The organism is Streptomyces rugosispiralis, from assembly GCF_024505145.1.
In the GTDB taxonomy this organism is placed as follows: Bacteria; Actinomycetota; Actinomycetes; order Streptomycetales; family Streptomycetaceae; genus Streptomyces; species Streptomyces rugosispiralis.
In genome coordinates, this window is sequence record NZ_JANIAA010000007.1 from 238,387 (window position 1) to 252,793 (window position 14,407).

A 14,407-nucleotide genomic window follows, 5' to 3' on the forward strand; every position below is an offset into this window, starting at 1 on the left:
GGCGTTCGGCACTGCTAGCGTCCCTCACGTGGCGAAACTCAATCAGATCATCGCGGTGGAGAAGGGCGTCAAGTCCAAGACGCAGGCGGACCTGACGGCGTCCCAGCGCCGGCTGGACAAGCCGGTGCTGCTGGCGGGTATTTCCCGGACGTATCAGCCGAAGGACGAGGAGGGCGAGCAGTTGCCGCCCGAGTCGACGCGGGTGCAGGTGAAGGCGGAGGACATCCTCCGGGATACCGCGACCACGCTGACCCGGCTGTTCGACGTGACCGCCACCAAGGACTGGACGAACTGCGAGGCCCGTGCGGACATCGAGGTCGAGGGGCGCACGCTGCTGCGCGAGGTACCGGTCTCGTATCTGCTGTTCCTGGAGAAGCAGCTGACGGACATCGCCACCCTCATCCGCCGGCTGCCGACCCTGGACGCCGCCGAGTCGTGGTCGCTCGACCCGTCGACGGACTGCTGGAAGACCGAGGCCGTGCGGACCGTCCGTACGAAGAAGGTGCCCAGGAACCACGTGAAGGCGGAGGCCACGGAGAAGCACCCGGCGCAGGTCGAGGTGTACTACGAGGACATCCCGGTCGGCTACTGGACGACCGTGAAGTTCTCCGGCGCCCTCCCGGCGCGGCGCGTCAACGAGGTGCTCGACCGGGTGGAGAAGCTCCAGCAGGCGGTCAAGTTCGCCCGCGAGGAGGCCAACGGCGTCGAGGTCACCGATCAGCGCATGGGTGAGGTGGTCTTCGGCTACCTGTTCGGGTAGCGTCATGGACTCCCCGGCCGCCGGGTCAAGCGGCGGTGCGGGGTGCGCGAGGAGCGCAAGCTGATACTGAAGCTCGTCGTGATGCACGCGGCTGTGTTGGGAGGTTTTGACCACCTCTCCGAGCACTTGGTCACGAGAGGGGACGGTCCGTCCCAGGAGGTAGCCGGGTTCAGCCCCCGGTCTTCGAGCGGACCGTGCGCCCGTGGCACGCGTTCAATCTCAGATTCTCGCTCCAGCCTCAGCATTCGCCGCCGATCGCCGCACCGACCGGGCACGGGCTCGGTCGTCGGATGCCGGTTCGAATCCGGCCCGCCCCGCTTCGTGGAGCGGTAGTTCAACGGAAGAACACGACGACATCAGACTGACCCGTTCCCATCCGGTGGGCGTGCGCAGTTGGGCGGCATCACAGGGCCCGGGGGATGGCCAAACCCTCGGGTCCGCTTCTCTTCGAGTCCAGCTCCCTCAGTCTGCGACCGAACGGCTGCGGACCGAGATCCCGTCCCAGTAGGGTCCTGCCTACGAGAGGGGGAATAACACCCGTGTATTCACCCGTTCTTGACCCGAGGTAGGCGCCATGCTGCACGGCATCGACGTGAGTTCGCACCAGTCCACGTTCGACACAAACGGGCTGGCCTTCGTCTTCATCAAGGCCACCGAAGGCCGGTCGTACATCAACCCGAAACAGGCCTCGCAGGCGTCTCGGGCGCGCAAGGCGGGATGCGTGGTCGGCTTCTACCACTTCCTGTGGCCGGGCAACATCTCGGCCCAGGCGAGCTACTTCGTCGAGAAGTGCGCGTCCCAGAAGCACGATCTGCTCGCCGTGGACTGGGAGACCACCGGTTCCGGCACCCGCGCCAGCAACGCCGAGAAGGACCGGTTCATCCGGGAAGTGAAGAAGCTGCGGCCCACCCACCGGGTGATGCTCTACTGCAACCGGAACTTCTGGCTCAACTACGACACCACGTCGTACGCGGGCGACGGCCTGTGGATAGCGGACTACGTGACGGCGGGCAAGCCGCGCATCAAGGCGAAGTGGCGGATCCACCAGTACGCCGACCGCCCGCTGGACAAGGACGTGGCGAACTTCTCCAGCAAGTCCGCGCTCCAGGCATGGGCCGCCCCCAGCCGGGCGGCGCTCACCGCCGATGAGGAGACGGAGGACGTCGCGGACGCGGCGGACGCCCGCACGGCGGAGGGTGCGGAGAGCGTGGAGGACGGGGCCTGACCCGCCCCGGGCCCCTCGGGGCGTTGTCGGTGGGGGCGCCTACGCTGCCCGGTATGAGTTACGCAGACCTGCGCGAACTCCGCAGCGCGCTCACCACCGCGTCGGACATCGCCTTCTCGCTGGACGCCGCACCCTCCGGGCCGGAGACCGAGCTGCTCACCGACGCCCTGCGCCGGGCGCTCGCCGCGGCGGGCTCGCTGACCGCCGAGCACGGTTCCACGGGCTGCCCCGAGCATCCGCGCGGGGCCGTCGATCCGCTGTACGGGGATCCCGACGACCCGCTGCCGCCCGGCTACGGCCGCTGTCTGCTGTGCAACGACCGCAGACGGCGGGCCGGCGCACAGCGGCGCGGCTGGCGCTGAACGCGCCGGCCGCGCCGCCGTCCGTAGGCCCGTTCGGGCGGTCCGCCCGCGGCCTGTTTCAGCCGGTCTTCTCGCCGTCCTTGTTCTGGGCCGCCCAGAACTCGTCGAAGGTGAGCAGCCCGTCACCGTTGGAGTCGTGGGCGTTGATGACGGCCTGGGCGACGGGCTCCGTGACATACGGGTCCCCCAGCTGCGCCATCACGCTCTTGTACTCGGCCGCGGTGATCTGACCGTCACCGTTGAGGTCATACCGCTCGAACGCCCTGCGCGCCGCCTCGATGTCCGCCACCTGTTCCGCCCCTTCCGTGCGTTTCCTGACCCGCACAGATTAGCGGTCGGGGGTGGCCGGTTCGCCTCGGCCGTGTCACGGCGCGCTCGGCGTTCGGTCGCGGCGTACGAGCCGCACGCGGCGTACCAGGCATACGCCGCGGTTCGGCCTCGGACTCGGCGGTTCGCGGCCTCAGACTCCGCGGCGTACCCGGCTCCCTCCGTTGACCAGCCTCATATAGCGGTCCCAGTCCCACAGCGGGCCGGGGTCGGTGTGGTCGGCGCCGGGGACCTCCACATGGCCGATGATGTGGTCGCGGTTCTTGGGGATGCCGTAGCGGTCGCAGACGGCCGCGGTCAGGGCGGCGGACGAGGCGTACATCGCGTCCGTGAACCACTTGGCGTCGTCCACCCAGCCCTCGTGCTCGATGCCGATGCTGCGGTTGTTGTAGTCCTTGTTGCCCGCGTGCCAGGCCACGTCCTTCTCCCGGACGAACTGCCCGATGTAGCCGTCGGCCGAGGCGACCATGTAGTGGGCGGACACCTGCTTGGCCGGGTCCTGGAAGATCTTCATCGCGTCCGGGAAGGTCTCCTGCGTCACATGGATGACGATGAAGTCGATCGGATACGAGGTCGGGCGGCTGGAGACGCGGTAGTTGGAGGTGGAGGCCGGGATCCAGTGGGTGGGGGGATAGGCGGCGGCCGCGCGGCGGCGGCGTCTGTCGTCGGCGTGGGCGGTGGTGGCGGTCGCGGCCGTGGCGGCGAGTCCGGTGGCGGCGGTGGCGAGGTAGGCGCCCGAGCGGAGCAGGGCGCGCCGGGTGGGGGTGCGGCCGTGCGCTTCCATGGGGGTCTCCCGAATGTCGTAGCGGGGACAAAGGGGGTGACGCGTGGGGGTGTGACGCGCGTAGCGCGGTTCCATGGTGAGTCCTCGGCAGGGCCATGCCAAGAACCGCCGCGCAATGAAAGATTTCGTGTCACGGTCTGGACCACTGGAGTTTCACAAGAATCAAGTCGACAACAAAGGAAATTTGCCGCTCTACCCGCCATTAACAAGGCAAGTGTTGCACCTCACCTTGGATTGGCTTGGAACTGATCTACCGTCTCTGCGATAGTCGGGGCCGCGACCCCCATTGACCTGAGCGAGGTCGCTTCCCCCGAATGCCAGGGCGAACACCCCTTTCGCGCCATGGCCGGGGACGGAAGGGGCCCCCGTGCCGTCGGCGCGCGACGACACGGGGCCCCTTCCTCGCTCTCTCACTGCCCTGCACGCTCTTTCACGCTCCACACGAGGCCCGTACGGGCGTACGTACGATCAGTTTTCGGCCACTCGCATCTCGAACCAGGTCGTCTTGCCGCACGGCAGCAGATCGACCCCCCACCGCTGGGAGAGCTGGTCGACCAGCATCAGCCCGCGCCCGCTGGTGTCGAGCTCCCCCACCGGCATCAGACACGGCAGCCCCCGGGACGGGTCGCGGACCTCGACCCGGATCCAGCCGCGCCGCCGCAGCATCCGCAGCCCGAAGGTACGGGCGCCGGTGTGCCGTACGGCGTTGCCGACGAGTTCGGAGACCAGCAGCACCGTGTGCTCGGCGAGCTGAAGGCCCAGCCCCCAGTCGCGCGCCACCACGAATTCGGCCATCCGGCGGGCGGTCCCCGCGGACTCGGGCCGGGAGGGCAGCCGCACCTCCTCGCACGCGGGGTTCCCGAAGAGGTCAAGCGCCCTGCGGGCCAGGTCGTCCTCGACGGATGGCACCCCCCGCACCGCAGCCGTACCAGTGCGCTGCTGCGGCTGCTCCATTCCCTCCAAGCCCGCCATGCCCCCCATCATGGCCGCCCAAAAGGCCATCCGGGGCGGAACCATGGGATTCCGAACACCGGAGCCCCAGGCTCCATAAATCCGATCCGGCATATGCCAAAGGCAGTTGGGGAACCGCAACACCCCACCTGACCAGCGATGTCACCGCGCGTACGCGTGATCACCCAGCGTACCGGACCAGGTCAGCCGAGGGCCGATCGTTGGCGAAGAAAATTCGCTCGCACGGGGGCATACGCGGCCCCGCGGACCCGGCCGGGGTGACGTGGTACGCCCCGGCCGAGGCGATCGGAACCGGTCGGGTGTCAGCGGAACGTGGCCTTGCCCGGCCCGTCCTCGACAAAGCTGCGCATCCCGATCTCCCGGTCCTCGGTGGCGAACAGTCCGGCGAACCAGTTCCGTTCGATGGCGAGACCGCTGTCGAGGTCCGTCTCCAGCCCCCGGTCCACCGACTCCTTGGCCGCGCGCAGCGCGATCGCCGGGCCCTTGGCCAGCTTCGCCGCCCAGGCATGGGCCTGCTCATAGACCTCCTCGGCGGGCACGACCCGGTCCACCAGGCCGATGGCGAGCGCCTCGTCGGCCTTGACCTGACGGCCCGTGAAGATGAGGTCCTTGGCCTTGGCCGGGCCGACCAGCCGGGCCAGCCGCTGGGTGCCGCCCGCGCCCGGGATCAGACCGAGCAGGATCTCGGGCTGGCCGAGCTTGGCGTTCTCCGCGGCGATCCGGAAGTCGGCGCACAGCGCCAGCTCGCAGCCGCCGCCGAGGGCGTAGCCGGTGACGGCGGCGACTACGGGCTTGGGGATCCGGGCCACGGCGGTGAAGGACTCCTGCAAGTCACCGGAGCGGGCCACCATCGCGGCGTGGTCCATCTCCCGCATCTCCTTGATGTCCGCGCCGGCCGCGAACACCTTCTCACCACCCCAGATGACCACCGCGCGCACATCGTCGCGGCGGGTCACCTCGGCCGCGAGCTGCCGCAGCCGGTCCTGGGTGGCGATGTCGAGCGCGTTCATCGGGGGGCGGTCAAGGCGGAAGGTGGCAACGCCGTCGGCGACCTCGAGGTTCACAGTCATGAGCGCAGGTTAGCGCCCGCTAACACGGAAGCGGAGGGGTGGGGCGGGTGTCCGGGCGAGGTCACGCCTTCCACTTCTCCCAGGACATGTTCCAGCCGTTGAGCCCGTTGTCCGGCTGGACGGTCTGGTCATGGGAGTTCTTCACGATGACCACATCGCCGATGATCGACTTCCGGAAGAACCAGGAAGCCGGGGTGGCGGAGTCCCCTCCGCCGCGCTGGTCGAACAGGCCCACACAGCCGTGGCTGACATTGGACGAACCGAACGTGGGCCGCCCCGCCCAGTAGTTGCCGTGGATGAAGGTGCCGGAGGTCGAAAGCCGCATCGCGTGCGGCACGTCCTTGATGTCGTACTCCCCGTCGAAGCCGACCGTGGCGCCGTTCATCCGGGTCACCGGATGCTTCTCGCTGATCACCATCTTGCCGTTGTAGGTCTCGTGGCCGGGCGCGCCCGAGGTGATGGGGATGGTCTTGATGGTCTTGCCGTCCCGCTTGACCGTCATCTTCTTGGACTTGGCGTCGACAACGGAGATCTGGCTGCGGCCGATGGTGAACGTCACGGACTTCCGCTGCTCGCCGTAGACCCCCGGCCTGCCCTCGATCCCGTCAAGGTCCATCCGGAGCGTCACCTTGGTGCCGGGCTTCCAGTACTCCTGGGGCCGGAAGTCCAGCCGGTCGTTGCCGAACCAGTGGCCCTCGATCGGCACCGGCGGCGAGGCGCTGACCTTTATCCCCTTCTCCACGTCCGCCGGGTGGGTGATACCGCGGGTGAAGTGGAGCGAGACCGGCATGCCGACGCCGACCGTGGAGCCGTCCTCCGGGGTGTAGACGCCCACGAAGGTGTTCTTGGGACGGAGGGTGGTGAAGGTGGTGTGCTTGGTCGCGGTCAGACCGTGGGCGTCCTTGGCGACCGCGTCCACGGTGTAGGTGGTGTCCGAGCGGAGGTGGGTGTCGGGCCGCCAGCTCTTCCCGCCCTGGGCGATCTCCCCCTCGACCGCGGTGCCCTTCGCGTCCTTGACCTTGACCGAGGACAGGGTGCCCTGCGCCGAGGTGACCTTCAGGGCGCCGCTGGTGTCCACGCCCTTGGCACCGTCCCTGGGCGCGATGGTCACCACGGCCCGGGAGGTCTTGGGCCGGTCGCCCTTGCCGTCCTCGCCCTTCTTACCGTCGCCGTCGGAGCCGCCGCACGCGGCCACCGCCATCAGCGACACCCCGAGCAGCAGCGCGAGAAGCCCCTTGCGGCCGCTCCGCGCCGCCCCCGGTATCCGCCGCGTCGTCACAACAGGTCTCCCCTCCCCCGGGCCGCGCCCCCGCGGCAACCCCGATCACGCGCAGGCGCGCCTTTCGATAGGTAATCACACGCCGCCGACAGTGGACTCCCCCCGATGGTCACGTTTCAGTCGCAGGCCGGAGGGGCGCCACGGTGATCGGCGGGTGGCGGTACCGGCCGGGCGCCATAGCGCCCCGGGGTCTGGGGTCTTCCGGCCGGGGGCACCTCCCAGCGGTAGCTGGGGGCGAGCCGAAGGGGCGCGTCGCTGTCGAAAGGGAGTCGCGCGCAGGGAGCGAGGGCTCCGATCGATATGCGGCTCCGCCGCGTGGGCGACCGAGCACGTCGACCGTCGGCAGGCGGGCACCTCACAGCGGTAGCTGGGGGAGGCATAAGCGCCCCGGCGGGGGCACCTCCCAGCGGTAGCTGGGGGAGAACCGAGCCTTATAGAAGGGGGATTACGGGCAGAACAGGTGGGAGGGCGCGGGCCGGGCCGTGCGGAACGGGACACCGCGGGCCCACCGGCCCGCCATGACGTGCTGCCCGCCTCCCTCCCCCGGGGCGGAGGCGGTTGGCCGCGAGCCGCGGAGGCCGATGTGTCCAGCGCAGCCGAGCAGGAGACGCGCGCAGCCCAGCGGGAGACGCCCGGAGCCCGGCGGGAGACGCCTGCAGACCAGCGGAAGCCGCGCGGTGACGCCCCCGGGCGCCCCTCGGCGACGGCGGTGGGGCGCCCCGCGGGCCACCGCACCACCGCCGTCGCGCCGCGCCGCGACCGGACCAGCGCCCCCGCGGCGGGCCCGGCCGTGCTGCCGGGCAGCCCGGAGCCGCTCGGCGCCCGCCCCTGCCGGGGGCCTGACGGGGCGTGGGGGACCAACTTCGCGCTGTGGGCGGGCGGCGCCGAGGCCGTCGACCTCTGCCTGTTCGACGACGACGGCCACGAGCTCCGCTGTCCGCTCACCGAGCTCACCCACGAGGTCTGGCACGGCTTCGTCCCCGGAGTGCTGCCCGGCCGCCGCTACGGCTACCGCGTGCACGGCCGCTGGGACCCCTGGACCGGCGCCCGCTGGAATCCGGCGAAGCTGCTGCTGGATCCGTACGCCCGCGCCGTGGACGGGGACTTCGCGCTGCCCGCGGAGGTCTACGGCCATGTGCGGGACTGGCCGCAGCAGCATGTGGCGGACACCGTACGGGACGATCGCGACTCCGCCCCGTACGTCCCCAAGGGCGTGGTCGTCGGCGACGACGCGGCGGCCGGCGCGCCCGACGAGTGGACCGAGGACCGGCGGCCCAAGACGCCCTGGGCCGAGTCGGTGATCTACGAACTCCATGTGCGCGGCTTCACCATGCGCCACCCCGGGGTGGCGCCCGAGCTGCGCGGCACCTACGCGGGGCTGGCGCATCCGGCCGCGATCGAGCATCTGACCCGGCTCGGGGTCACGGCGGTGGAGTTGCTGCCGGTGCATCAGTTCGCCCATGAGGACCATCTGCTGCGCCGGGGCTTGCGCAACTACTGGGGCTACAACTCCATCGGCTACTTCGCGCCGCACGCCGGATACGCGGCCGGCGGCACCCGGGGTCAGCAGGTCGGGGAGTTCCGGCGGATGGTGCGGGCGCTGCACGCCGCCGGGATCGAGGTGATCCTCGACGTGGTCTACAACCACACCGCCGAGGCCAATGAGCTGGGCCCCACCCTCTCGCTGCGCGGTGTGGACAACCGCGGCTACTACCGGCTGCAGCAGGACCCGCGCCGCTACGCCGACTTCACCGGCTGCGGCAACACCCTCAACGTCGTCCAGCCCCAGGTGCTCCGCCTGATCACCGACTCGCTGCGCTACTGGGTCACCGAGATGGGCGTGGACGGCTTCCGCTTCGACCTGGCCAGCGCGCTCGCCCGCGCCGCGCACGGCGTGGACATGCTCTCCCCCTTCCTGGCCGTGATCGCCCAGGATCCGGTGCTGCGCCGGGTCAAGCTGATCGCGGAGCCGTGGGACGTGGGCTCCGGCGGCTACCAGGTGGGCGCCTTCCCGCCGCTGTGGGCGGAGTGGAACGACCGCTACCGCGACGCGGTGCGGGACTTCTGGCGCGGGACGCTGCCCGACGCCCGCGAGCTGGGCTACCGGCTCTCCGGCTCCAGCGATCTGTACGAGCGCGGCGGCCGCCGCCCGTACGCCTCGGTCAACTTCATCACCGCGCACGACGGGTTCACCCTGCGCGACCTGGTCTCGTACGAGCGCAAGCACAACGAGGCCAACGGGGAGGGCAACCGCGACGGCTCCCCGGACAACCGCTCCTCGAACTGTGGCGCCGAGGGCGAGACCGACGACCCCGGCGTCCGCGCGCTGCGCCGCCGCCAACTGCGCAATCTGCTGGCCACCCTGTTGCTCTCCACCGGGGTGCCGATGCTGGTCGCGGGCGATGAGCTGGGCCGCACCCAGGGCGGCAACAACAACGCGTACTGCCAGGACAACGAGACCGGCTGGCTGGACTGGTCGCTGCTGGAGGACCCCGGCTGGCGCGCCCTCACCGAGCTCACCGCCCGGCTGATACGGCTGCGCCGGGCCCATCCGGTGCTGCGCCGCCCGGCCTTCTTCTCCGGTGTGGCCCGCCCTCCGGAGGGGCTGCGCGACCTGGCGTGGTTCACCCCGTACGGCACCGAGATGACCGAATCCGACTGGTACGCGCCGACGACCGCCCTCGGGGCCTATCTGTCGGGCCGTGAACTGCCGCAGCGCGATGCGCACGGCGCCCCGGTCTCCGACGACAGCTTCCTGGCGCTGCTGCACGCGGGCCCGCGGCCGGTCTCCTTCACCCTCCCCGGGCCGCCCTGGGCCCGCGGGTACGAGCTCCTGCTGGACACCGCCCGCGAGGAGCAGCACGCGCCCCCGGGCACACTCCTCGCGGCGGGCGCGCCCATCGAGCTTCCGGAACGCTCGGTCCTGCTGCTGCGCGCCCTCACCTCCGTGGACCTACGCCAAAAAACCGAGTGAGCACTGTCAGTGGCGGACCGTAGTCTCCCCACTGATGGCTGTGACGAGTGAACCCCGCGCCCAGGAAGGCGGTGCCGCCCCGCGGCACCGCTCCGCCACGCGTTCCCTCCTGCGGCTGTGGCCATATGTGCGCCCGGTGCGGGTGCGGCTGTTCGGCGCGGCCGGGGCGGCGGTCGTCGCCTCCTGTATGGGGCTGGTCATCCCGCTGGTCCTCAAGTGGATGGTGGACGGGCCGGTGGCCCATCGGGACCCGGGCGGGGTCTGGCTGGGCGGTGCGCTGCTGCTCGCCCTCGGCACGGCCGAGGCCGCGCTGTTCGGGCTGCGGCGCTGGCTGGTGGGGCGGCCGCTGGCGTCCGTCGAGGCCGCGATGCGCGCCGATCTCTACCGCCATCTGCAGCGGCTGCCGGTCTCCTTCCACGACCGCTGGGCCTCGGGCCAGCTGCTGTCGCGGGCCACGACCGATCTGATGCTGCTGCGGATGTTCCTGGCCTTCCCGCTCACCTTCCTGGTGGTCAACGGGGTCACCATCCTGGCCGGGTTCGCCATTCTGCTGTCCCAGGAGTGGACCCTGGGCCTGGTCCTGGTGATCCCGGCGGTGCCGCTGGTGATCCTGTGCTCACTGTTCGAGACGCGGTACGCGGCGGTGGCCCGTACCGTGCAGGACCAGACCGGCGATCTGACGACGGTCGTGGAGGAGGGCGTGCTGGGCGTCCGGATCGTCAAGGGCTTCGGCCGCCACCGCAGCCAGGCCCGCGCCTTCCGCGCCCTGTCCGAGCAGGTCCGCTCCACCGAGCTGCACAAGGCGCGGCTGCTGGCCACGCTCTGGGCGCTGATCATGACCCTGCCGGAGCTGGCGATCGGCGCGGCGCTGGTGCTGGGCACGGTGCGGGTGGCCGACGGGGATCTGTCGGCGGGCACGCTGGTCGCCTTCCTCTCCACCGCCCTGACGCTGCGCTGGCCGGTGGAGTCCCTGGGTTTCCTCCTCGCGATGAGCCAGGACGCGGCCACGGCCACCGACCGCTATTTCGACGTCATGGACGCGGAACCGGCCACGGCCGCCGACCGGCTTCGGGCCGAGGCTTCGCGGGAGCCCGGCCAAGAGCGGTCTTCGCGGGAGCCCGGCCAAGAGCGGGAGGGCGAGGGCGGGCTGCGGTTCGAGGGGGTGGAGTTCGCCTACCCGGACGCGCCACCGGAGGAGCCACCCGTGCTGCACGGGGTCGATCTCCACATCCGGCCCGGCGAGACCATGGCGCTGGTCGGGGCGACCGGCTCCGGGAAGACCACCCTCACCGCGCTCGTCCCCCGGCTCCATGAGGTCACGCGCGGGCGGATCACCCTCGACGGCCGGGACATCACCGCACTCACCCGGGATGAGCTGCGCGCCCTGGTGGCCGTGGCGTTCGAGGAGCCCACGCTGTTCTCCGCCACCGCCGGGGAGAACGTCCTCATGGGCGCCGCCGACGCGGGGACGGAGGAGCTGCTGCGGGCCCTGAAGGTGGCGCAGGCCGACTTCGTGCACGCGCTGCCGGAGGGCACCGACACGGAGGTCGGCGAGCAGGGGCTGAGCCTGTCCGGCGGTCAGCGGCAGCGGCTCGCGCTGGCGCGGGCCGTCGTGGGCGGCCCCCGGTTCCTGGTGCTCGACGATCCGCTGTCCGCCCTCGACGTACACACCGAAGCGCTGGTGGAGGCGGCGCTGCGGCGGGTGCTGGCGTCCACGACCGCGCTGATCGTCGCCCACCGGCCGTCCACCGTGCTGCTCGCCGACCGGGTCGCGCTGCTGTCGGGGGGCCGGATCACCGCCGTCGGCACCCATCAGCGGCTGCTGCGGGACAGCGCGGAGTACCGCTCGCTGATGTCCGGGCAGGAAGCCGAGGAGGGGGAGAGAAGCCCATGACCACGGTCGAGGAGGATCGGGAGAGCACGGACGACTGGGACGACCGGGATACGGACGGGGGCCGGGCGGCGGCATCCGACGACCCGTTCGACCGCGATGTGCTGCCCGTGCCCAAGGGCGCGTCGCCGGCCCTGCTGCGCTCGCTGCTCTCCCCGCGCCGGCGGCGGGTGTGGCTGGCGGCCGTTCTGCTGCTGCTCCAGCAGGCCGCCGTGCAGGCGGGGCCGCTGCTCGTGGCGTACGCCATCGACCGCGCCGTGCCCGCCTTCCGGGGCGGCGGCCACGGCCCGCTGATCGCCGTCGGCGCGGGCTATCTGGGCTGTGCGCTCGCCTCCGGGGCGCTGCAGTACGCGTTCATCCGCGCCTCCGCCCGGATCAGCCAGGACGTGCTGCTGGATCTGCGCGGCCGGATCTTCCGCCACGCCCAGGCGCTGAGCGTGGACTTCCATGAGCGGTACACCTCCGGGCGGCTGATCTCCCGCGCCACGACGGACGTCGAGTCGCTGCGCGAGCTGCTCATCGAGGGCCTGGAGGAGCTGCTCGGGGTCGCGCTGTCGGTGGTCTACATCTCCATCACGCTGCTGTACCTGGACTGGGGGCTCGGCGCGGCGGCCGTGCTCTCCTTCTGGCCGCTGTATCTGCTGATCCGCTCCTTCCAGCGCCGCTCCATGCGGGTGTACCGCAAGCGGTCGACGGCCATCGCGGCGGTGATCGTGACGTTCACCGAGACCATGAACGGCATCCGCCCCGTGCAGGCGTTCCGCCGCGAGCGCGCCAACGACGCGCGCTTCGGCGAGCAGAACCACCGCCATGAGCGCGCCAACGGGGACGCGATCCTGGAGATGGCCCGCTATGTGGTCAGCTCCCGGCTGGTGGCCAACGCGGCGGTGGCCGCCCTGGTGCTCTGGGGCGCCTACCGGGTGGCCTCCGGTTCGCTGGCGCTCGGGGTGCTCGCGGCGGCCGCGCTGTATCTGCGCAGGCTGTACGACCCGATCGACCGGCTGGGGATGTTCCTCAACTCGTACCAGTCGGCGGCCGCCTCGCTGGAGAAGATCGCGGGCCTGCTGGCCCAGCGCCCCTCCGTGCCCGAGCCCGCCGACCCCAAGCCGCTGCCGCCGCGCCCGACGAAGGCCCCCGGCCGGGAGGTGGTCTTCGACGGGGTGCGCTTCGCCTATCGCACCGGCGGCGAGGTGCTGCCCCGCTTCGATCTCACGCTGCCCGCCGGGCAGACGGTCGCGGTGGTCGGGGCTACCGGCGCGGGCAAGTCCACCCTCGCCAAGCTGCTGGCCCGCTTCTACGACCCCAGCGACGGCCGGGTGCTGCTCGACGGGGTGGATCTGCGCGATCTGGCCATGCTCGAACTGCGGCGCGGTGTGGTCATGGTGACGCAGGAGGCGTTCCTGTTCTCCGGCACGGTCGCCGACAACATCACCATCGGCCGCCCCGACGCCACCCGCGCCGAGGTCGAGCAGGCGGCCAAGGCGATCGGCGCGCATGACTTCATCGCCGCGCTGCCCGACGGCTACGACACGGACGTGCGCAAGCGCGGCGGCCGGATCTCCGCCGGTCAGCGCCAACTGGTCGCGTTCGCCCGCGCGTTGCTCGCCGATCCGTCCGTCCTCATCCTCGACGAGGCCACCTCCTCGCTCGACATCCCGGGCGAGCGGGCGGTGCAGCGCGCCATGGACACGGTGCTGCGCGGCCGTACGGCGGTCGTCATCGCCCACCGGCTGTCGACGGTCGAGACGGCCGACCGGGTGCTGGTCATGGCCGACGGCCGGATCGTGGAGGACGGTCCGCCGGACCGGCTGATCGCGGGCGAGGGCCGGTTCGCGGCACTGCACCAGGCATGGCGGGACAGCTTGGTGTGAGGCGGGGGCCGGATCTGGTGCGCGGCGGGCGCCGGGTGTACGGCGGGGGCCGGACCTGGTGCGCGGCGGGCGCCGGGTGTACGGCGGGGGCCGGACCTGGTACGCGGCGGGCGCCGGATGTACGGCCCGGCGATCCGTTGACGGCCGCCGCTCAGGCCCCGTACGCGTACGAGGCCAGCAGCCCGGCGGCGAGCACCGGGTCCACGACCGGAACGCCCAGCCGCCGCTCCAGCAGCGGCCGGACGCCGATGGTGTTCAGGCCCGTACAGGCGAGGAGCAGCGTGTCCGCGCCCGACGCGACGAGCCCGGCGGCGGCCTCCAGCACCGCCTCCGGCCCCTCCGGGGCGAGCAGGTCGGTGGTGCGGTGGACGCCGTGGGGCCGGGCGGAGGCGATGAAACGGTCGCCGAGCAGGGCGCGTACGGCTGGCGGTGCCTCGTCCCGGATGCCCAGCACCCCGACCCGGCGGCCCAGGCCCAGGGCCACGGCGGCGGCCGCCGACCCCGCGCCGATGACGGGGACGCCTACGGCGTGCCGGGTCTTGTCGAGCGCCGGATCGGCGGCGCAGCTGATGATCAGCGCCTGCGCCCCGGCATCGGCCAGCTCCCGGGCGAGCGCCACGATCTTGGGTTCGGCGCGGGCCTCGGACTCGTCGTCATGGATGCCGTGCGGCTGGCCGGGGATGCACCGCGAGACGGTCGGCAGACCGTAGCGCTCCTCGATGGCCGTGCCATGGGTGGCGACGGCGGCGGCGTCCTCGCTGGTGAGGACCCGGATCACCCCGATGGGCCGGGCCGGGGCTTCGGACGGGGGGACGGACATGGTGGACCTCCGGTGGTGAGGCACTGGCGATGGGGCGGGCGGAGGGTGCGCGTAGGCGCCGCGCACCGGTCA

General features: G+C 71.7%; 12 protein-coding genes. 6 read left to right on the forward strand and 6 right to left on the reverse strand.

Annotated elements, in window-relative coordinates; translation table 11 throughout:
- Positions 1-28 precede the first annotated feature (28 nt).
- The 3 genes from NP777_RS14915 to NP777_RS14925 all read left to right on the forward strand — a co-directional run bounded on the left by NP777_RS14915 (position 29) and on the right by NP777_RS14925 (position 2,347).
- Positions 29-760: a DUF7873 family protein gene (locus NP777_RS14915; RefSeq protein WP_256650616.1), complete on the forward strand. Its 732-nt coding sequence runs from the start codon at positions 29-31 to the stop codon at positions 758-760.
- Between the two features lie 574 nt (positions 761-1,334).
- Positions 1,335-1,985: a glycoside hydrolase family 25 protein gene (locus tag NP777_RS14920; protein ID WP_256650617.1), complete on the forward strand. Its 651-nt coding sequence runs from the start codon at positions 1,335-1,337 to the stop codon at positions 1,983-1,985.
- 53 nt (positions 1,986-2,038) lie between these two features.
- Positions 2,039-2,347 carry a hypothetical protein gene (locus NP777_RS14925; protein WP_020868286.1) on the forward strand — a complete coding sequence of 103 codons (309 nt, stop codon included), beginning with the start codon at positions 2,039-2,041 and terminating at the stop codon, positions 2,345-2,347.
- A gap of 58 nt (positions 2,348-2,405) precedes the next feature.
- Here the strand turns inward: NP777_RS14925 and NP777_RS14930 are convergent, their stop codons facing one another.
- From NP777_RS14930 to NP777_RS14950, 5 genes are all read right to left on the reverse strand, one after another.
- Positions 2,406-2,636 (reverse strand): EF-hand domain-containing protein, encoded by a 231-nt coding sequence (locus NP777_RS14930; protein WP_256650618.1) that lies wholly within the window; start codon positions 2,634-2,636, stop codon positions 2,406-2,408.
- 171 nt (positions 2,637-2,807) lie between these two features.
- Positions 2,808-3,458, reverse strand: a complete 651-nt coding sequence (locus tag NP777_RS14935; protein WP_256650619.1) for an N-acetylmuramoyl-L-alanine amidase — start codon at positions 3,456-3,458, stop codon at positions 2,808-2,810.
- Positions 3,459-3,926: 468 nt separating this feature from the next.
- Positions 3,927-4,430, reverse strand: coding sequence for an ATP-binding protein (locus tag NP777_RS14940; RefSeq protein ID WP_256650620.1), 504 nt, complete (start codon positions 4,428-4,430; stop codon positions 3,927-3,929).
- Positions 4,431-4,732: 302 nt separating this feature from the next.
- Positions 4,733-5,500 carry an enoyl-CoA hydratase/isomerase family protein gene (locus NP777_RS14945; RefSeq protein ID WP_256650621.1) on the reverse strand — a complete coding sequence of 256 codons (768 nt, stop codon included), beginning with the start codon at positions 5,498-5,500 and terminating at the stop codon, positions 4,733-4,735.
- 61 nt (positions 5,501-5,561) lie between these two features.
- Positions 5,562-6,779, reverse strand: a complete 1,218-nt coding sequence (locus NP777_RS14950; RefSeq protein ID WP_391858512.1) for a L,D-transpeptidase — start codon at positions 6,777-6,779, stop codon at positions 5,562-5,564.
- Positions 6,780-7,488: 709 nt separating this feature from the next.
- Here NP777_RS14950 and glgX point away from each other — a divergent pair.
- Genes glgX through NP777_RS14965 form a run of 3 tightly spaced genes read left to right on the forward strand, consistent with a single transcriptional unit; the run spans position 7,489 to position 13,515 of the window.
- A complete protein-coding gene (glgX, locus tag NP777_RS14955) occupies positions 7,489-9,753 on the forward strand; it encodes a glycogen debranching protein GlgX (RefSeq protein ID WP_391858516.1) in 2,265 nt (754 codons plus the stop codon).
- A 34-nt stretch (positions 9,754-9,787) separates the two neighbouring features.
- Complete coding sequence (locus NP777_RS14960; protein ID WP_256650623.1) at positions 9,788-11,647, forward strand: ABC transporter ATP-binding protein; 1,860 nt, start codon at positions 9,788-9,790, stop codon at positions 11,645-11,647.
- Positions 11,644-13,515, forward strand: coding sequence for an ABC transporter ATP-binding protein (locus NP777_RS14965; protein ID WP_256650624.1), 1,872 nt, complete (start codon positions 11,644-11,646; stop codon positions 13,513-13,515). The genes NP777_RS14960 and NP777_RS14965 overlap by 4 nt, the downstream gene beginning before the upstream one ends.
- A gap of 151 nt (positions 13,516-13,666) precedes the next feature.
- Here NP777_RS14965 and NP777_RS14970 read toward each other — a convergent pair whose 3' ends face one another.
- A complete protein-coding gene (locus tag NP777_RS14970) occupies positions 13,667-14,335 on the reverse strand; it encodes an aspartate/glutamate racemase family protein (protein WP_256650625.1) in 669 nt (222 codons plus the stop codon).
- Positions 14,336-14,407 lie beyond the last annotated feature (72 nt).